Source organism: Pseudomonas sp. NFACC08-1, from assembly GCF_900106735.1.
Lineage (GTDB): Bacteria > Pseudomonadota > Gammaproteobacteria > Pseudomonadales > Pseudomonadaceae > Aquipseudomonas > Aquipseudomonas fluorescens_Q.
Window position 1 is genome coordinate 21162 of record NZ_FNNL01000017.1, and the last position, 17618, is coordinate 38779.

The 17618-nt window shown below is 60.6% G+C and carries 18 protein-coding genes; 16 read left to right on the forward strand and 2 right to left on the reverse strand.

What is annotated here, in order from left to right:
* Position 1: 1 nt before the first annotated feature.
* The 13 genes from BLU76_RS26415 to BLU76_RS26475 all read left to right on the forward strand — a co-directional run bounded on the left by BLU76_RS26415 (position 2) and on the right by BLU76_RS26475 (position 10755).
* Positions 2-931, forward strand: a complete 930-nt coding sequence (locus tag BLU76_RS26415) for an electron transfer flavoprotein subunit alpha/FixB family protein (RefSeq protein WP_003204194.1) — start codon at positions 2-4, stop codon at positions 929-931.
* Positions 932-1006: 75 nt separating this feature from the next.
* Positions 1007-1831, forward strand: a complete 825-nt coding sequence (locus BLU76_RS26420) for a substrate-binding periplasmic protein (protein WP_092225068.1) — start codon at positions 1007-1009, stop codon at positions 1829-1831.
* Between the two features lie 9 nt (positions 1832-1840).
* Positions 1841-2200, forward strand: coding sequence for a DUF4398 domain-containing protein (locus tag BLU76_RS26425; RefSeq protein ID WP_003204190.1), 360 nt, complete (start codon positions 1841-1843; stop codon positions 2198-2200).
* A complete protein-coding gene (locus BLU76_RS26430) occupies positions 2197-3006 on the forward strand; it encodes an OmpA family protein (RefSeq protein ID WP_092225070.1) in 810 nt (269 codons plus the stop codon). Before BLU76_RS26425 ends, BLU76_RS26430 begins: the two co-directional genes overlap by 4 nt.
* Positions 3007-3206: 200 nt before the next feature.
* Complete coding sequence (locus BLU76_RS26435) at positions 3207-4649, forward strand: aminotransferase-like domain-containing protein (RefSeq protein ID WP_014339472.1); 1443 nt, start codon at positions 3207-3209, stop codon at positions 4647-4649.
* A gap of 85 nt (positions 4650-4734) precedes the next feature.
* Positions 4735-5211, forward strand: a complete 477-nt coding sequence (locus tag BLU76_RS26440; protein ID WP_092147193.1) for a translation initiation factor 2 — start codon at positions 4735-4737, stop codon at positions 5209-5211.
* A gap of 148 nt (positions 5212-5359) precedes the next feature.
* Positions 5360-5614, forward strand: a complete 255-nt coding sequence (locus BLU76_RS26445; RefSeq protein ID WP_063324943.1) for a YkgJ family cysteine cluster protein — start codon at positions 5360-5362, stop codon at positions 5612-5614.
* Positions 5615-5668: 54 nt separating this feature from the next.
* Entirely contained in the window at positions 5669-6277 is a 609-nt protein-coding gene (locus BLU76_RS26450; protein ID WP_092225072.1) for an START domain-containing protein, read from the forward strand.
* A 141-nt stretch (positions 6278-6418) separates the two neighbouring features.
* A complete protein-coding gene (locus BLU76_RS26455) occupies positions 6419-6655 on the forward strand; it encodes a hypothetical protein (RefSeq protein WP_092147199.1) in 237 nt (78 codons plus the stop codon).
* 201 nt (positions 6656-6856) lie between these two features.
* A complete protein-coding gene (locus tag BLU76_RS26460; RefSeq protein ID WP_003179463.1) occupies positions 6857-7198 on the forward strand; it encodes a ribonuclease E inhibitor RraB in 342 nt (113 codons plus the stop codon).
* A 387-nt stretch (positions 7199-7585) separates the two neighbouring features.
* Positions 7586-8995: a circularly permuted type 2 ATP-grasp protein gene (locus tag BLU76_RS26465; RefSeq protein ID WP_063324945.1), complete on the forward strand. Its 1410-nt coding sequence runs from the start codon at positions 7586-7588 to the stop codon at positions 8993-8995.
* Positions 8996-9004: 9 nt separating this feature from the next.
* Positions 9005-9955 carry an alpha-E domain-containing protein gene (locus tag BLU76_RS26470; RefSeq protein WP_063324946.1) on the forward strand — a complete coding sequence of 317 codons (951 nt, stop codon included), beginning with the start codon at positions 9005-9007 and terminating at the stop codon, positions 9953-9955.
* Positions 9952-10755: a transglutaminase family protein gene (locus tag BLU76_RS26475; RefSeq protein ID WP_063324947.1), complete on the forward strand. Its 804-nt coding sequence runs from the start codon at positions 9952-9954 to the stop codon at positions 10753-10755. The genes BLU76_RS26470 and BLU76_RS26475 overlap by 4 nt, the downstream gene beginning before the upstream one ends.
* A 129-nt stretch (positions 10756-10884) precedes the next feature.
* On the opposite strand, the gene BLU76_RS26480 is transcribed toward BLU76_RS26475, so the two are convergent.
* A complete protein-coding gene (locus BLU76_RS26480) occupies positions 10885-11697 on the reverse strand; it encodes a cytochrome c (RefSeq protein WP_092225074.1) in 813 nt (270 codons plus the stop codon).
* Positions 11698-12301: 604 nt separating this feature from the next.
* Here BLU76_RS26480 and BLU76_RS26485 point away from each other — a divergent pair.
* From BLU76_RS26485 to BLU76_RS26495, 3 genes are all read left to right on the forward strand, one after another.
* The gene (locus BLU76_RS26485; RefSeq protein WP_092147205.1) at positions 12302-13507 is read left to right on the forward strand and encodes an acetyl-CoA C-acetyltransferase; all 1206 of its coding nucleotides are present in this window, start codon (positions 12302-12304) and stop codon (positions 13505-13507) included.
* Positions 13508-13533: 26 nt separating this feature from the next.
* Positions 13534-15678, forward strand: coding sequence for a 3-hydroxyacyl-CoA dehydrogenase NAD-binding domain-containing protein (locus tag BLU76_RS26490; RefSeq protein ID WP_092225076.1), 2145 nt, complete (start codon positions 13534-13536; stop codon positions 15676-15678).
* 88 nt (positions 15679-15766) lie between these two features.
* Positions 15767-16501 carry an amidotransferase gene (locus BLU76_RS26495; RefSeq protein WP_063324950.1) on the forward strand — a complete coding sequence of 245 codons (735 nt, stop codon included), beginning with the start codon at positions 15767-15769 and terminating at the stop codon, positions 16499-16501.
* 131 nt (positions 16502-16632) lie between these two features.
* Here the strand turns inward: BLU76_RS26495 and BLU76_RS26500 are convergent, their stop codons facing one another.
* On the reverse strand, positions 16633-17604 hold the full coding sequence (locus BLU76_RS26500; RefSeq protein ID WP_063324951.1) for a magnesium and cobalt transport protein CorA: 972 nt from the start codon (positions 17602-17604) through the stop codon (positions 16633-16635).
* Positions 17605-17618: the final 14 nt, after the last annotated feature.

Below are 17618 nucleotides of genomic sequence, written 5' to 3' on the forward strand. Positions count from 1 at the left end.
CATGACTATCCTCGTAATCGCCGAACACGATAACAAGGCGCTGGCTCCGGCCACGCTGAACACTGTTGCTGCTGCCGCTAAAATCGGTGGCGACATTCACGTGCTGGTAGCTGGCCAGGGTGCTGGCGCCGTGGCTGAAGCTGCTGCGAAAATCGCAGGCGTGGCCAAAGTGCTGTCGGCCGACAACGCCGCCTACGCGCACCAATTGCCGGAAAACGTTGCGCCGCTGGTAGCCGAGCTGGGCAAGGGCTACAGCCACATCCTGGCGGCCGCCACGTCCAACGGCAAAAACATCCTGCCGCGCGTGGCTGCTGCACTGGACGTCGACCAGATCTCCGAGATCATCTCGGTCGAAAGCGCCGACACCTTCAAGCGTCCGATCTACGCGGGCAACGCCATTGCCACCGTGCAATCGACCGCTGCCGTCAAGGTCATCACCGTCCGCGCCACCGGTTTCGACCCGGTTGCCGCCGAAGGTGGCTCGGCTGCCGTTGAAGCGGTAGGCGCTGCCCACGACGCCGGCATCTCCAGCTTCGTCAACGAAGAACTGGCCAAGTCCGACCGTCCTGAACTGACCGCTGCCAAGATCGTCGTTTCCGGCGGCCGTGGCATGCAGAACGGCGATAACTTCAAGCACCTGTACGCCCTGGCCGACAAGCTGGGCGCGGCGGTCGGCGCTTCCCGCGCGGCGGTCGACGCAGGCTTCGTGCCCAACGACATGCAGGTCGGCCAGACCGGCAAGATCGTTGCGCCACAGCTGTACATCGCCGTCGGTATCTCCGGCGCGATCCAGCACCTGGCGGGCATGAAAGACTCCAAAGTGATTGTTGCGATCAACAAGGACGAAGAGGCGCCGATCTTCCAGGTGGCCGACTATGGTCTGGTCGCGGACTTGTTCGAAGCCATCCCTGAGCTGGAGAAGCTGGTCTAATCCGGCGTCTTCACTTATAAAGAGCCCGGCCCTTTGGCCGGGCTTTTTATTTCTGCCTCAGAGGAGCGTATTGCCATGGATCTGCGTCGTTTGGCCGGCTGGCCGTTGCTGTGGACGTTGGCGCTCGTGCCAGGCCTGTCTGTCGCCGCCGGCAAATGTGAACGACTGATCGCTACCGGCAGCCCGGATGCGCCGCCCTATCTCTGGCAGGACCCTCAAGACCCCAAGCACTTGATTGGCGCCAGTGCCGACCTGCTGACGCACGTCGCGCAAGAACTGGGGATCAAGATCGAACTGCTGTATGCCGGCAAGCGCGCCCAGGCGTTGGACGAAGTGCGCAGCGGACGCATGGACCTGCTCACCGACGCGCCATTGACCGTTACCGGGCTTGAAGTGCTGGATTACGTTCATCCGCCCTTGCTCGAAAACGATTACCTGGTCTGGACCCGCAAGGACTCGACGCTGGTCATCAACCAGCCCGCAGACCTTCACGGTCATCCCGGGGCCTTGTCGGAAAAGGCCCGTATGACCCAGGGATTTGGCGTCTTTGCCGAGCAGCAATTGTCCCTGGTGCGCACGCCCAACCTGACCCAGGCCTTTCAGAAATTGCTGCTGGGAGAGGTGGAATATGTCCTGGCGGGGCGCTATTCGGGCCTGGCGATGGCGCAGACACTGGGGATGGCCAACGATCTGCAAGCCGCACCGCAACCGGTGGACAAACCCGGGCTGTTCCTCGCGGTTTCCCATAACTCCGCCTGCAATGACCCATGGTTACGCGGACAGCTGGCGCAAAAGATGACAGAATTGGCCGCGTCCGGTCTGACGGAGGCTGTGTTGCAGCGCAATCTCGAGCGTTGGAAAACACAGTTGCAGCCACCTGTCAGTGCCCCAAAACAGTAGGGAACATTAGTGACTATTCGACCTCTTTTCGCTGCCCTGGCCGTTCTGGCTCTGGCGGGCTGCGCAGCCGATCCGGCGCCGAATGAACAGATCCGCCTGACCGAACAGGCACTGGAGCAAGCGCGGGCCGTTGGCGCTACTGCCGACGAAGTGCCCGAATTGAAACTGGCTGAAGAAAAATTCGCTCGCGCCAAATCCAACATGGCCGACGAATCCTACAAGAAGGCGCGCATGCGGGCCGAACAGGCCGAACTCGACGCCCGCCTGGCCGAAGCGAAGGTGCTGACCCTCAAGAGCCAGGAGCAACTGAATGTGCTCGACACCCGCATCAAGCGCTTGCGCAAACAGCTGAGGGAGGATGCCCAATGAAGCACTCCCACGTATTGGGCGGTCTGGTACTCGCCGGCCTGGCCAGCTTGTATGGCTGCGCCGGCCAACGCAGCGAAGCGGCGCTCGAGCAGGCCAGCACCGATTTCCAGAAGGTCAAGGAAGACGCCAACGTATTGCGTGCCGCGCCCCGGGACGTGATCCGCGCTGGCGAATCCCTGGCCCGTGCCGATCGTTTGTCCAGTTACTGGGGCAGCGGCGAAGATGTGCAGCATTACGCCTACCTGAGCCAGCGCTACAGTGCGATCGCCCGGGAGCACAGCAATCAGGTGCTCAACGAAGAGCGCGCGGCGAAGCTCGAACTGGAGCGCCAGCGCCTGCAACTGGCCCTGCGCGAATCCAAGTTGCTGAGTGTGCAGCAGCAGGGCAAATGGCTCGAAGAACAGATCATGGCGATGGCGACCACCCAGACCGATCGCGGCCTGGTGATGACCCTGGGCGACGTGCTGTTCGACACCGGCGAAGCGGAACTGAAGAACTCGGCCAACCGGGTGGTGCTCAAGATTGTGCAGTTCTTACAGCTCAATCCCAAGCGCGTGGTGCGTATCGAGGGGTACACCGACAGCACGGGCGGCAAGCAGGAAAACCTCAAGCTGTCTCGCGATCGCGCGCAAGCGGTCGCGGATGTGCTGGTGGACCTTGGGGTTGATGAAAAGCGCATCCAGGTCGAAGGCTACGGTGATGAATACCCGGTGGACGTCAACGCTACCGAGCGCGGCCGGGCACAGAACCGTCGCGTTGAAATTGTGTTCTCTGACGAAAAAGGCCAGCTCGGCGCCGCCCGCTAAGGGTTGCGTCACTGGAAAACCCGGCCCCTGTAGAAGGCGCCGGGTTTTTTTGGCCCTGCAATCGATGCGCGATGAGTACAGTTAGAGCTGTCACTCCACTGTACTGTCGAGTAATCTGGCAACTGTCCCAGTACACTTCTAAACTGTTCCGGTATCGTTTCCGACAAGAATAAAATGCCCGTGAAATCGAGTGCTGCGTCATGACCAACCTTCTGCTCTATCAACGTATTGCTCAACAGCTGGCTGAAGACATCCGGCGCGGTGTGTATCAGCCCGGTGAACGCGTGCCTTCGGTGCGCAAGATGAGCTCGCAGCTCAACGTCAGCCATGCCACGGTGCTGCAGGCCTACGCCAACCTTGAAGACCAGGGGCTGATCCGCGCGCGGCCGCAGTCGGGCTACTACGTGCACCAGACGCCGGCCCTGACGGCACCGACGCCGGACATTGCCCGGGTCGAGCGTCCGGGGCTGGTGACGCGCAGCAGCATCATTCAGCAAGTATTGGTCGAGTCGCGCCGCGAAGGGGTGTTTCCCTTGGGCGCGGCGGTCCCGAGCGTCGACTATCTGCCTGTCCGGGCCCTGCATCAGCAATTGGCCAAGGTCACACGCTTCCACAGCCCGCGGGCGTTCAGCTACATGTTCAGCCCGGGTTTCGAGCCGTTGCGCCGCCAAGTGGCGATTCGCATGCGCGATGCCGGCGTCGTGGTGGACCCTTCCGAGGTGGTGATCACCCACGGCTGCGTCGATGCGTTGCAGATGTCCTTGCGGGTGCTGACGCGGCCCGGGGACTTGATCGCCGCTGAGTCGCCGACCTATTACGGCTTGCTGCAACTGGCGGATCTGTTGGGCCTCAAGGTTATCGAGATCCCCAGCGACCCGGTCACCGGTATGAGCCTGGAGGCCTTGCAGTTGGCGGCCAACCAATGGTCGATCAAGGCGCTGGTGCTGACCACGCGCCTGAGCAATCCTCTTGGCGGCACCATGCCGGAGGAGCGACAAAAGCAACTGCTGCGCCTGGCGTCGGACTTCGACATCCAGATCGTCGAGGACGATATCTATGGCGAGTTGATGTTCGAGCAGGGGCGCACCAAGGCCCTCAAGGCCTACGACCGGCTGGACCGGGTCATCTACTGCTCGAGTTTTTCCAAGACGTTGTCGCCGGGTGTGCGCATCGGTTGGATGATCGCGGGGAAATTCCAGCAGGAAATCCAGCGGCTCCAGACCTTCAGTACGCATTCGGCGTGCAGCGTCACGCAGATGGGCATTGCCGCGTACCTGGAAAACGGCGGCTATGACCGGCACTTGCGTTATATCCGGCAGGAGTACCGCAAGAACCTCAGCGCCTTTCAGCTGGCGGTGCAGCAGTACTTCCCCGAAGGCACGCAGATGAGCCGTCCCACTGGAGGCTTCATCCTGTGGGTCAGCCTGCCGGGGCGGGTCAATACCCAGGAGTTGCATGTGCGGGCGTTGCAACAAGGCATCAGCATCGCGCCAGGGCTGATTTTCAGTAACACCGAGCAGTTCAACCACTGCATTCGCTTGAACTGCGGCACCCCTTGGAACCGTGAGGCAGAGCGGGCCTTGATGACGCTGGGGCTGTTGGCCACTCAATTGTGCCAGGAGACAGCCAACGGATTTCTTTAGACGTCAGTGGCTTAGCTCGATGTGCTTGTCAGCGCCTCATTATCAGGCGAGCATGGGGGTCTCTGCCGTCAATGCTGTTGTATCTATGAAAGCCATTGTTCCTGCTGCCTGGGTTTTGATCGGCCTGTTGAGCGTCTTCCACATGGGAGGCGTAGTCGCGGCAGCGCCGGCGCAGGAAAAACCGGCCGCCAGTGTCACGAAGGATGCGCCGAAAAAAATCACGGCGGCCAAGAAACCTTCCGCCAAGAAGGTGGCACCGGCGAAGAAAAAACGCGCGCCCATCGCCTCCAAGAGCAAATCCGCCCACGAGGTCGCCAAGACCCCATTGCCGCCGGCCAAGCTGGATTTGAGCTTGCCCCATGAGATGGTCGATCAACTGCAACCACCGGGTAAGGTGGTGCAGTTCAAGCGTGAACCCCTCTTGCCGTCGATGTTCGGCGAGAAACCCGGGCCGTTTCAGCTCAATGGCCGTTTGTTGAGCAATGAAATGCAGCTGCCACTGCGCAACCAGGAGCGCAATGAGGTGGAAGGCGCAGCACTGGACTTCGAATTCAAGCAATAAACCTTCGACAGGCCTGCAGTTCGTCGCTGACCATTCGGTCATCCCGCCGTGGGCAAAAAAACACGCAGACGGTAATTTAAAACGAGTGTTTTAGCCGTTACTCTGTGTTCTGTTACTAACCATTACCTGTCCTGAGGATGTTGTCGTCATGAAATGCCGTGAAGGCTGTGGCGCCTGTTGCATCGCCCCTTCCATCAGCTCACCTATCCCTGGCATGCCCCAAGGCAAGCCGGCGGGAGAACGTTGCGTGCAATTGTCGGTCGATAACCTGTGCCGGATCTTCGGCCTGCCGGAGCGTCCGGCGGTGTGCTCGGCGTTCGAAGCCGACATCGAGGTTTGCGGCAGCAGCAGTGAAGAGGCCATCCGGCTGATCGGTTGGTGGGAGCAAATCACGGCAGCGTAATGAGTCAATGAACGGATCCTAACTGAACGAACTTGGACAATAAGGAAAAGAACTATGGGTTCGCTGCATCGTATGGCTGTGTTGTGTGGGTTGACCGTGTTGCTGGCAACGGCCACCGCTCAGGCAGAGGACTGGCAGGTTGCCAAGGAGAAAGACGGTATCAAGGTTTCCCTCAGTGAGGTGGCGGGCTCCAAATACAAGGCCTATCGCGGCGTGACGGTGATGAAAACCACCATGGCCAAGCTTCGGACCCTGCAGGAAGACGTTCCCGGTGCCTGCGCCTGGATTCATGAATGCAAGAGCCAGAAACTGCTCAAGCACGAAGGCAATCAGAGCTGGACCTACACTCAGTTCAACACGCCATGGCCGGTGACGTCCCGGGACTCGGTACTGGAAGTCACCACCGAGGAGGGCGCCGATGGCAGCCTGACCCGCAAGCTCAAGGGTGTGCCGAAATACCTGCCCGAAGAGCAAGGTTTCGTGCGCGTGACCCAGGTCGACGGCTTCTGGAAGTTCACGCCAAAGGGCGCTGGCCAGATCGAAGTGACCTACCAGGTCCACACCGAACCAGGGGGGGACGTGCCGTCCTGGCTGGCGAACAAGTTCGTGGTGGATGCACCGTTCAATACTTTGAAAGCCCTCAAGGCGCGCGCCGAAAACTGATCGGCCACGGCTTCATACCCAGAGACCGCCCCAGAGGCGGTCTTTTCATGGGTGCCGTCCAGACGCTCGGCGGAACGATTGTTCAGACCTCAATGTCGAGATAAAGGTAAGCCAGGCCCTGAATTGATCAAGGAGACACCGATGCAAAAGTGGGAAATCACTTTCGTGGATGATCATGGCGAAGCCATCGCCGAGCAGTTCGACTACGAGCAGGAGCCTACGATGGAGCAGGCTGCACAACTGATTCGCGAAAAATTGCTGCCCGTTTCCGCCCAACTGGACCTCAACGACCTGGAAGGTCGCACTGAAGATCCCACCGTCAAGAACCTCAAGTCCCAGCACAGTATCGAAATCATCAGCATTACATCGATTTCATGAAACGGTGCCTGGTCTCGCTTGGCAGCGGCCGCCACTTGCGGCTACTCTGCAATTGAGATCAGCGAAAGGATCGCCAAGGTCCGGTCTTGTCAGCTACATGCTTGTGTCCCGACGGCCATTTGATGCCGTACTGCTTGCAGCCTGAGGGCTTCACGCACGGGAAGACGGAAAGTCTATCCATTGGTTTCAGGAGGACGTTTCATGAGCACAGCCTATCAAGAAGACATCAGCACCAGCGTGTTGCGCCGCATGAAAGAAGGCGGTTTCGATTTTTCCCGATTCCATCCCATTGAGTTCTACGCCATTTTCCCGGACGAGGAGCGGGCGCGCAGGGCGGCAGGTCATTTTCGGGGAGAATCGTTGAACGCGCAGATCAGTGCACGGGACGATGGGGCTTGGTCGTTGGAACTGAGCCGGGTGATGTACGCCACTTACGATGACATTGGCGACTTCGAGCAAGACTTTGAGGCAGTCGTCGAACCCTTGGGTGGTGTGATCGAGGGCTGGGGTGTCAAGCAAGAGATCCGGCGCCTGCAGGCCTGACAGTCACTCACCGCAACCACAGCAACGGCTGACCTTGTGTCGGCCGTTTTCATGTCTGTGAGCTAACGAGAGTCCCTGTGGGAGCCGAGCTTGCTCGCGATGGCGGCTGCACGATCAACATCATTACTCGCTGACACACCACAATCACTTCCCCAGGTTTTGTACTTAACTGTATCCAGATCAAGTCGCGTCGTTTTTCCGAGACTATGCTCAGCAGAGCGACGCCCCTGCGTCGCAATGAAGCGGGGGCAGCGGGGTGGGGGCATTTGTTGCACTAGAAAAGTGCGCGGCCTGTCAGAGGAGAATCCAACCCGTTGATCATAAAGCGTTTATGCCGATGGCACGGGGCTTGCGAAGCCTTGCTGCCAGGGTGACAAGGAGTACGGCATGATCCGCAGCGGTTTTGATGAAATGTACGATGCCAACGGCCAGGTCCGCCCGCATTACCAGGCGTTTGCCCGCTGGCTGGCTGAAACGCCTGGTGAGCTGCTGGCGCAACGCAGGCGCGAAGCCGACCTGTTGTTTCATCGTGCTGGCATTACGTTTACGCTCTACGGGGACGAGCAGGGGACCGAGCGCCTGATCCCTTTCGACACTATTCCGCGCAGCATCCCGGCCAGTGAATGGCGGGTGGTCGAACGCGGCTGCATCCAGCGGGTCAAGGCGCTGAACATGTTCCTGGCCGACCTCTACCACGAACAACGGATCATCCGGGCCGGCATCATTCCCGCCGAACAGGTGCTGGTCAACGAGCAGTACCAACTGGCGATGCAGGGGCTTGATCTGCACCGCGACATCTATGCCCACATTTGTGGTGTCGATCTGGTTCGCGACGGTGACGGCACGTACTACGTGCTCGAAGACAATCTTCGTACGCCCAGCGGCGTCAGCTACATGCTCGAAGACCGCAAGATGATGATGCGCCTGTTCCCCGAACTGTTCGCCGCCCAGCGCATCGCCCCTATCGATCATTATCCGAACCTGCTGCTAGACACCCTGAAAAGCGCCAGCCCGCTGGACGATCCCAGTGTCGTGGTGCTCACGCCGGGGCGTTTCAACAGCGCGTTCTTCGAGCACGCGTTCCTGGCCCGAGAGATGGGCGTGGAGTTGGTGGAAGGCGCCGACCTGTTCGTGCGTGATGACAAAGTGTTCATGCGCACCACCGACGGCCCGAAAGCGGTGGATGTGATCTACCGTCGCCTCGACGACGCGTTCCTCGATCCGCTGGCCTTCAACCCGGACTCGATGCTCGGGGTGCCGGGCCTGTTGTCCTCCTATCGTTCCGGCAACGTGGTGCTGGCCAACGCCATCGGCACGGGCGTGGCGGACGACAAGTCGGTGTACCCCTTCGTCACCGACATGATCCGTTTTTACCTGGACGAGGAGCCGATTCTGAAGAACGTCCCTACATGGCAATGTCGTAATCCTGCTGAACTTTCCCACGTGCTGGCGAATCTTCCCGACCTGGTGGTCAAGGAAACCCAGGGTTCCGGCGGTTACGGAATGCTGGTGGGGCCGGCCGCGACGACGGCGCAGATCGATGCCTTCCGAGAGCGGATCAAGGCCAAGCCGCACGCCTATATCGCTCAGCCGACGCTGTCGCTCTCGACCTGTCCGACCTTTGTCGAAAACGGCATCGCCCCGCGCCACATCGACTTGCGGCCGTTTGTGCTGTCGGGGCGCGAGACCCGCGTGGTGCCTGGTGGGCTGACGCGGGTGGCGCTGCGCGAAGGTTCCCTGGTGGTGAATTCATCCCAGGGCGGTGGGACCAAGGATACTTGGGTAGTCGAGGATTGAGGAGCTGCCATGCTGAGTAGAACCGCCTCGGACCTGTACTGGATGTCGCGCTATCTGGAGCGCGCGGAAAACCTCGCACGGATGCTCGACGTCAGCTATTCGTTGTCACTGATGCCCCAGGACGGGCGTGGCGATGGCTTGCACGAGCTGGCCATGCCATTGCTGATCACCGGCACGCTGGATGATTATCGGGAGCGACACGCCGATCTGCACGCCGAGCGCCTGCTGCATTTCTTTGCCCTGGAAGCGGCCAACCCGGCCAGTATCTACAGCTGCCTCGGCGCCGCGCGAGCCAGTGCCCACGCGGTACGTGGGCGAATCACCGCCGACATGTGGGAGAACATCAACGCCACCTGGCTGGAAATTCGCGGTATCGCCGAGCAAGGCTTGAATCGCTACGGCATGAGCCGTTTCTGTGAGTGGATCAAGGAGCGATCCCACCTGTTTCGCGGCGCCACCTACGGCACCATCATGCGCAACGACGCGTTCCGCTTCATTCGCCTGGGGACCTTCATCGAAAGGGCCGACAACACCCTGCGCTTGCTCGACGCCCGCTACGAAATGGCCGGTGACCAGGCCGACACGGTCAGCGATGGCACGGCCCACGCCTATTACCAATGGAGCGCCTTGTTGCGAGCCTTGTCGTCCTTCGAGGCTTATACCGAGATCTACCGTGACGCCCCGGGCGCTCGCCATGTGGCTGAGTTGCTGCTGTTGCGCGCCGATGTGCCGCGTTCGCTGCGCGCCTGCACCGAAGAAATCAACCAGATCCTCGCGAGCCTGCCGGGCACCAACGGTCGGCAGGCACAACGGCTGGCGGCGGAAATGGACGCACGCCTGCGCTACACCGGCATCAATGAAATCCTCGACGGGGGCCTGCATGCCTGGCTCACCGAATTCATCCCACTGGTCCGTGAACTGGGCAATGCCATTCACAGTTCCTACCTGGAGGTCATATGAGACTCTCGATCAGCCATGAAACGGCCTACCACTATGAAGATCAGGTGCGCGCCAGCATCCAGTACCTGCGCCTGACGCCCCACGACAGCGAACGCCAGCATGTGCTGAGCTGGCAACTGGATTTGCCCCGGCCGGTGCGTGCGCAGTTGGACCCGTTCGGCAATATCCTTCACGTACTGACCCTGGACGAACCCCACGAAACAATCATCATCGGTGCCCGCGGACAGGTGGATATCGATCCGTTGCGCGAAGCCGAGCACGAGAGCCAATCGGCGCTGCCGTTCCTGCGCTTCACCCGGCTAACGGAAGCGGACGAAGCCCTTCGAGCCTTCGCCGCGCAGCAATGCCAGCAGCGTCGTGATCGCTCGGCGCTGATCGACCTGATGCACGGGCTGAACCAGCACATGATCTACACCCCAGGCACCACTGAGGTGGAGACCAGTGCGGCCCAGGCTTTTGCCGGTCGTAGCGGGGTGTGCCAGGATCACACCCACGCCTTCCTGGCCTGCGCCCGTAGCCTGGGGGTGCCGGCGCGGTATGTCTCGGGGTATCTGTTCAGCGAAGAGAGCGAACACCTGGCAAGCCATGCCTGGGCGGAGGCCTGGCTTGACGACGCCTGGTACAGCTTCGACGTGACCAACCAACTGGCCCGTCCGGAGCGCCACCTGAAGCTGGCCGTGGGCCTGGATTACCTGGACGCCTGCCCGGTACGTGGCATGCGTCGTGGCGGCGGTTGCGAGCAGATGCATGCCAAGCTGGTCGTGCCACCGGCGCCGGTGATCACGGTGCAACAACAATAACCTTCCAACGAGGGCGCTTTTGTGGCGAGGGAGCTTGCTCCCGCTCGAGTGCGAAGCGCTCGCAAGCTTTTTAAGGGGCTGCTGCGCAGCCCAGCGGGAGCAAGCTCCCTCGCCACAAAAAAAGCAATCTCACGGGGCCAATGGCTGCTTGCGTCCCGCCATATGCTTCAAATAACCCACCAGCAAATCCAGCTCGGAATCCGGCAGCACCGCAGCCGAGAACCCGGGCATCTTGCCCTGGGGCCAGCGACGCAGCGCTTGCGGGTCGCGAATGTAGTGCTTGAGGAAATCCCCGAAGAAGTATTCGGTCGGGTTGAAGGGAATGTTCAGGTCAGGGCCGAACTGTGCATCGCCTGCGCCATTGAGCCGGTGGCATGCCAGGCAATTTTTCTGGAACAGTTCGAAACCTTTATTGACCGGGTCGTCCTTGGCCAGGCTGGGCGCCGGTAGCAGGGCGGGGAAGCGTTCGGCCACGGCCGACAGGCGCTTGATTGTCGCCACCGCGTAGGGCCATTGCTCCGGGCTGATGTGGCCAGCCTGCGGATCGGTCCAGACCAGATAGAAAGGCCCGGCACTGTGCTTGCCTTCCCCCAGCGACGGCCATGGCTTGGCCGGGTCCTCGATCGCCAGCCAGGCCCGGGCCCCGCTCTTGTTGAGTAACGGCGCCGCAGGCATTTCGGCAGCGAAGCCGTCCAGGGCAACGGCTTGCAGGTGGTCGTTCGCTTGGACGCCCGTCAATAGTGCCGTCAGCGGCACGGCTCGATAGCTCATCGGTTTCTTGTAGGAAACGTCATCAGCGATCTGGACCGTTTGAACATCCGGATGCTTGAGCAGTTCTTCGGTTTGCCAGGTGCGCGTACCCGCGCCCAACTCCAGCACCAGTTGAGCGGCATAAAGGGGCGTGCTGAGCAGCAACGCCCCGAACACAATAAGAGCTTTCAAGTCGATCGCCTTCCATGTCGAGGGGGTGCCGCAAAGGTTGGCACAGCCATCGCGGCTCGAACAGAGACCGTCACATTTTTTGGCGACAACTAATGGATGATGCAGATGCCCTCGCGCAGGATTCAGCCAATCACCTTGGTGATATTCGGCAAAATCAACAGCAGCGTCGTGGCAAAGAGAATGAGTCCGGCTTGGCGAACTTTCGAATGTTTGAACATGGCTGACCCGCCTTTATTGTTATTTCCTAAAAGCCAGCCTGCATATCCATGGCGGCTGGCGTTGCACTTCCTGTTCGACAAGCGCCTCGGCAAAACCCGACGACTTTCTTGTACAAGGATTACATTAGGGGCCGCGGCGGCCTTGGCTTAGATCCAATTCGTATCAGTTTGGTACAGGTTGCTCTAAAAAAGGCATGAGGCCTATTGCCACCTTCCTGTCGGCCCTTTTGCTAGACAGCTTGCCCTCCTGAATCGGTTAACCCGATAGCTCGCTACCGTTCGTCTGAGCGTGGCCGTCAACGCCATTGAGCACTGCGGTCATTGAATCCGGCGCCGCTGGGCTTATGGTTGAAGGCATCGCATTACCCCGTGGTTTCGAGGACGTCATGACCCAAGCTTTGATTTTCGACGCATTACGCACGCCCCGCGGCAAGGGCAAGGCCGATGGCGCCTTGCACAGCGTCAAGCCGGTGAACCTGATGGGTGGCCTGCTCAGCGCTTTGCAGCAGCGCATGGATCTGGACACCAGCCAGGTCGATGACATCGTGCTCGGTTGCGTGACCCCGGTAGGTGAGCAGGGGGCCGATATCGCCAAGACCGCCGCGCTGGTGGCCAATTGGGATGTCAGCGTGGCAGGCGTGCAACTCAATCGGTTTTGCGCCTCGGGCCTGGAGGCGGTGAACTTGGCGGCGATGAAAGTGCGTTCCGGGTTCGAAGACCTGGTGGTGGCCGGCGGCGTCGAATCCATGTCCCGGGTGCCCATGGGCAGCGATGGCGGCGCGTGGGCGCTGGACCCGCAAGCCAACCTGCACGGTCACTTCGTTCCCCAGGGCATCGGCGCCGACTTGATCGCCACGCTGGAAGGCTTTAGCCGTGAGGATGTCGACGGTTATGCGCTGCATTCCCAGCAAAAAGCAGCGCGTGCCCGGGCTGACGGTTCGTTCAATAAATCCCTGGTCGCCGTGCGGGACCAGAATGGCATCGTGCTGCTGGACCACGACGAGTTCATCCGCGCCGACTCCACGCTCGAAGGCCTGGGCAAGCTCAAGCCAAGCTTCGAGGCCATAGGCCAGATGGGGTTCGATGGCACGGCGTTGCGCGTCTATAGCCATGTCGAACGAATTCATCACGTGCACACGCCGGGCAACAGTTCCGGCATCGTCGATGGCGCGGCGCTGATGTTGATCGGTTCCGAAGCCAAGGGGCGCGCCATGGGCCTGCAACCCCGGGCGCGGATCGTCGCCAGCGCTGTCACCAGTACCGACCCGACCATCATGCTCACCGGCCCGGCGCCGGCTACCCGCAAGGCCCTGGCCAAGGCCGGGTTGCGGGTGGAGGACATTGACCTGTTCGAAGTCAATGAAGCCTTCGCCTCGGTGGTGCTCAAGTTCATCAAGGACATGGCCATCGACCCTGCCAAGGTCAACGTCAACGGTGGCTCCATCGCCATGGGGCATCCCTTGGGCGCCACGGGGTGCGCAATTCTCGGTACGTTGCTCGACGAATTGGAGGTGCGTCGCCTGCGTTATGGCCTGGCGACCCTGTGTGTCGGCGGCGGCATGGGCATTGCCACCGTCATTGAACGCCTCTGAGCCCCGACTTCAAGGAACACTTTTTCATGACCGATGCCATCCGTTACGAAACTGGCCAGGACCGGATCGTCGTCCTGACCCTGGACATGCCGGGCCAGAGCGCCAACACCATGAACGCGGTGTACCGTGAGGCCATGGCCGCCTGCGTCGCCCGTTTGCAGGCTGAAAAGGACTCGATTGCCGGTGTGATCATCACCTCGGCCAAGCACACCTTCTTCGCGGGTGGTGACCTCAATGAATTGATCAAGGTCGGCAAGTCCGAGGCCAAGGCTTTCTACGACAGGGTCCTGCTGCTCAAGGCCCAACTGCGTACTTTGGAGACCCTGGGTAAACCCGTGGTGGCGGCCATCAATGGCGCGGCCCTCGGCGGTGGTTGGGAAATCTGCCTGGCCTGCCATCATCGTGTGGCCCTGGACCTGCCGTCGGTGCAGCTCGGCCTGCCGGAGGTCACGCTCGGCCTGTTGCCGGGTGGTGGTGGGGTGGTGCGGATGGTGCGACTGCTCGGTTTGGAAAAGGCCTTGCCGTATCTGCTCAAGGGCAAGAAGGTCAATGCGCAACAAGCGCTGCTGGCCGGTTTGATCGATGAGCTGGCGAAGGATCGTGATGAACTGCTGGCCAAATCCCGGGCCTGGATTCTTGCCAACCCCAGCGTCATCCAACCCTGGGATGCAAAGGGCTATCGACTCCCGGGCGGCACGCCGTCTGATCCGAAAGTTGCGCAAATGCTGGCAATCGCCCCTTCGATCCTGCGCAACAAGACCCAGGGTTGCCTGCCGGCACCGGAGAAAATCCTCTGCGCAGCGGTGGAGGGCGCCCAGGTTGATTTCGACACCGCGCACCTGATCGAAACCCGCTACTTCACTGAACTGACCACCGGCCAGGTGGCGAAGAACCTGATTGGCACCTTCTGGTTCCAGCTCAACGAGATCAAGGCCGGTGGTTCTCGCCCACAGGGTCTTGCGCCTTATCTGACGAAAAAAGTCGGCGTGCTCGGCGCGGGCATGATGGGGGCGGGTATCGCCTATGTCAGCGCCGTGGCCGGCATCGCGGTGGTACTCAAGGATGTCGATCTGGCGGCGGCCGAGAAGGGCAAGGCCCGTTCGGCGGCGTTGCTGGATAAAAAGGTCGCCCGCGGCCAACTCACCGCCGAGCAGCGCGAAGCCACGCTGGCGCGGATTCACCCCACCGACAGCAACGCAGACCTGGCCGGCTGCGACCTGGTCATCGAAGCGGTGTTTGAAGATCGCGCCCTGAAAGCCAGCGTGTCGGCCGCCGCCCAGGCGGTGGTGGGCGATGATGCGGTGATCGCTTCCAACACCTCGACCTTGCCCATCACCGGCCTGGCCCTGGCTGTACCGGACCCGACGAAGTTCATCGGCCTGCACTTCTTCAGCCCGGTGGAAAAAATGCCCCTGGTGGAGATCATCAAGGGGGCGCGTACCAGTGACGCGACTTTGGCTCGGGGTTTCGATTTTGTCCTGCAGATCAACAAGACGCCGATTGTGGTCAACGACAGTCGCGGTTTCTTCACATCGCGGGTGTTCGGCACCTTTACCAATGAGGGCATCGCCATGCTCGGCGAGGGCGTGAGCGCGCCGATGATCGAGACCGAAGCGCGCAAGGCCGGGATGCCGGTCGGGCCTCTGGCGATCTCTGACGAAGTTTCCCTCAGCCTGATGAGCCATATCCGCGCGCAAACCTCCAAGGACCTGCACGCAGAAGGGAAGATGCCGATTGAGCACCCGGCATTCGCCGTGATTGACTTGCTGCTCAACGAGTACAAGCGGTCGGGCAAGGCCGCCGGTGCCGGTTTTTATGAATACCCGGCCAATGGGCAAAAGTACCTGTGGCCACAGCTGAAGAGCCGCTTCGAGAAAACCGATGGGCAGATTTCCCCGCAGGATATCCGGGATCGCCTGCTGTTCATCCAGGCCCTGGAAACCGTGCGATGCATGGAGGAGGGAGTGCTGACTTCGACGGCCGACGCCAACATCGGCTCGATCTTCGGCATCGGCTTCGCTGCCTGGACCGGCGGTGCGCTGCAGTTCATCAACCAATACGGCCTGCAAGACTTTGTCGGTCGCGCCCAGTATCTGGCCGAGCAATACGGCGAGCGCTTCTCCCCGCCGGCCTTGTTGTTGGAGAAAGCCGCCCGCCACGAACTGTTCTGACAGACCGGGGAAGGGCTTGCCTTGGAACCATGTTTCAAGGCAGGCTCTGGGGTGTGCAATATTCCCATCATCGTGTCAGGTATTTTTTATGTCGCTACGCATCTGCATTCTGGAAACCGATATCCTGCGTCCGGAACTGGTCGACCAATATCAGGGTTACGGGCAGATGTTCCAGCGCCTGTTTTCGCAGCAGCCCATTGCGGCCGAATTTGTTGTGTACAACGTGATGGAGGGGCATTACCCCAGCGATGACGAGCAGTTCGACGCTTATCTGGTGACCGGCAGCAAGGCTGATTCCTTCGGCACCGACCCTTGGATCCAAACCCTCAAGACCTACCTGCTGGCGCGCTATCAGCGCGGCGATAAATTGCTCGGTGTGTGCTTTGGTCACCAGCTGCTGGCGTTGTTGCTGGGCGGTAAGACCGAGCGCGCCACCCAAGGCTGGGGCGTCGGCACCCATCGCTACAAGCTCGCCGCCAAGGCGCCTTGGATGAGCCCGGTGATGGAAGAATTGACCTTGCTGATCAGCCATCAGGACCAGGTCACCGAATTGCCCGAAAGCGCGACGGTCATCGCTTCCAGCGATTTCTGCCCGTTCGCCGCCTACCACATCAACGATCAGGTGCTGTGCTTCCAGGGGCACCCAGAGTTCATCCACGATTATTCCCGGGCCTTGCTGGAGATTCGCCAGCAGCACCTCGGCGAGCAGATCTATAGCCAGGGTGTGGCGAGCCTTGCCCACGAGCATCACGGCACCACGGTGGCGGAGTGGATGATGCGTTTCGTCGCGCACAAGCCGCAGGCCGAAGCCACCCAAGGCTAACGGTCCCCCCTCATGTGGGAGCGAGCTTGCTCGCGATAGCGGTGGATCAGTTGGCCTGATGCTGGATGTGCCAGGTCATCGCGAGCTTGCTCGCGATGAATCCCACACACATCCCAGCGAGGAACGCTCGCCTACAACCATCCTGATCGCTTGAAGCTCCACCACAGCGACGAGCATCCCACCGCGATAACTCCTAGCACCGCGAAATAGCCGTATTGCCAACTCAGCTCCGGCATGTCCTGGAAGTTCATCCCATAGATCCCGGCCACAGCCGTGGGAAACGCCAGGATCGCCGCCCAAGCTGCAAACTTGCGCTGCACCACGCTCTGGCGCGACGCTTCGAGCAACACGCCGACTTCGATGGTCTGGCTGGCGATGTCGGCCAGGGTTGTCAGGTCTTCCATTTGCCGGGTGACATGAATCTGCACGTCGCGGAAGTACGGGCTCATGTTCTTGTCGATGAAGGGGAAGTCCAGTCGCTGCAACTCTTCACTGATCTCCACCATTGGCGCCGCATAACGGCGCAGGCGCAATACGTCGCGGCGCAAGCTGTGCAGGTTCTGGATGTCCCGTTCGTTCAGGGAACTGCACATGACATTGTGTTCCAGCTCATCGATTTCGGCGTGGATGGCCTCACCCATTGGCTGGTAGTTTTCAATCACGAAATCAAGGATGGCATAGAGGACGAAATCTTCCCCGTGTTTCAGCAACAGCGGACGCGCCTCACAGCGCTGTCGGACGTGGGCGTAGGACGCGGAGTGGCCGTTGCGAGCCGTGATGATGTAGCCCTTACCTGCAAAGATATGGGTTTCGATGAACTGCAGCTTGCCGTCCTTGCGTATCGGCGAATACGTGACGATAAACAGCGCATCGCCAAAGGTCTCCAGCTTGGGACGGCTGTGTTTCTCCATGGCGTCTTCGATGGCCAGTTCGTGCAGGTTGAATTGACGCTGCAAGTTGGTCAGCTCCAGGGCGCTGGGCTCTTCGAGACCGATCCACACAAAATGACCAGGTTTGGCAGCCCAGGTGCTGCCTTCGTCGAGGGTGATATTGGTGACTTTCTTACCGGCGCTGTAGACCGCAGCAGCAACGACTCTACCCATAATGTGGTTCACTT

Excerpts from the sequence above, each read along its gene's own strand:
- BLU76_RS26415 (WP_003204194.1), top strand. The coding sequence starts at position 2 with ATGACTATCCTCGTAATCGCCGAACACGATAACAAGGCGCTGGCTCCG.
- BLU76_RS26420 (WP_092225068.1), top strand. The coding sequence starts at position 1,007 with ATGGATCTGCGTCGTTTGGCCGGCTGGCCGTTGCTGTGGACGTTGGCG.
- BLU76_RS26430 (WP_092225070.1), top strand. The coding sequence starts at position 2,197 with ATGAAGCACTCCCACGTATTGGGCGGTCTGGTACTCGCCGGCCTGGCC.
- BLU76_RS26435 (WP_014339472.1), top strand. The coding sequence starts at position 3,207 with ATGACCAACCTTCTGCTCTATCAACGTATTGCTCAACAGCTGGCTGAA.
- BLU76_RS26440 (WP_092147193.1), top strand. The coding sequence starts at position 4,735 with ATGAAAGCCATTGTTCCTGCTGCCTGGGTTTTGATCGGCCTGTTGAGC.
- BLU76_RS26445 (WP_063324943.1), top strand. The coding sequence starts at position 5,360 with ATGAAATGCCGTGAAGGCTGTGGCGCCTGTTGCATCGCCCCTTCCATC.
- BLU76_RS26450 (WP_092225072.1), top strand. The coding sequence starts at position 5,669 with ATGGGTTCGCTGCATCGTATGGCTGTGTTGTGTGGGTTGACCGTGTTG.
- BLU76_RS26455 (WP_092147199.1), top strand. The coding sequence starts at position 6,419 with ATGCAAAAGTGGGAAATCACTTTCGTGGATGATCATGGCGAAGCCATC.
- BLU76_RS26460 (WP_003179463.1), top strand. The coding sequence starts at position 6,857 with ATGAGCACAGCCTATCAAGAAGACATCAGCACCAGCGTGTTGCGCCGC.
- BLU76_RS26465 (WP_063324945.1), top strand. The coding sequence starts at position 7,586 with ATGATCCGCAGCGGTTTTGATGAAATGTACGATGCCAACGGCCAGGTC.
- BLU76_RS26470 (WP_063324946.1), top strand. The coding sequence starts at position 9,005 with ATGCTGAGTAGAACCGCCTCGGACCTGTACTGGATGTCGCGCTATCTG.
- BLU76_RS26475 (WP_063324947.1), top strand. The coding sequence starts at position 9,952 with ATGAGACTCTCGATCAGCCATGAAACGGCCTACCACTATGAAGATCAG.
- BLU76_RS26485 (WP_092147205.1), top strand. The coding sequence starts at position 12,302 with ATGACCCAAGCTTTGATTTTCGACGCATTACGCACGCCCCGCGGCAAG.
- BLU76_RS26490 (WP_092225076.1), top strand. The coding sequence starts at position 13,534 with ATGACCGATGCCATCCGTTACGAAACTGGCCAGGACCGGATCGTCGTC.
- BLU76_RS26495 (WP_063324950.1), top strand. The coding sequence starts at position 15,767 with ATGTCGCTACGCATCTGCATTCTGGAAACCGATATCCTGCGTCCGGAA.
- BLU76_RS26500 (WP_063324951.1), bottom strand. The coding sequence starts at position 17,604 with ATGGGTAGAGTCGTTGCTGCTGCGGTCTACAGCGCCGGTAAGAAAGTC.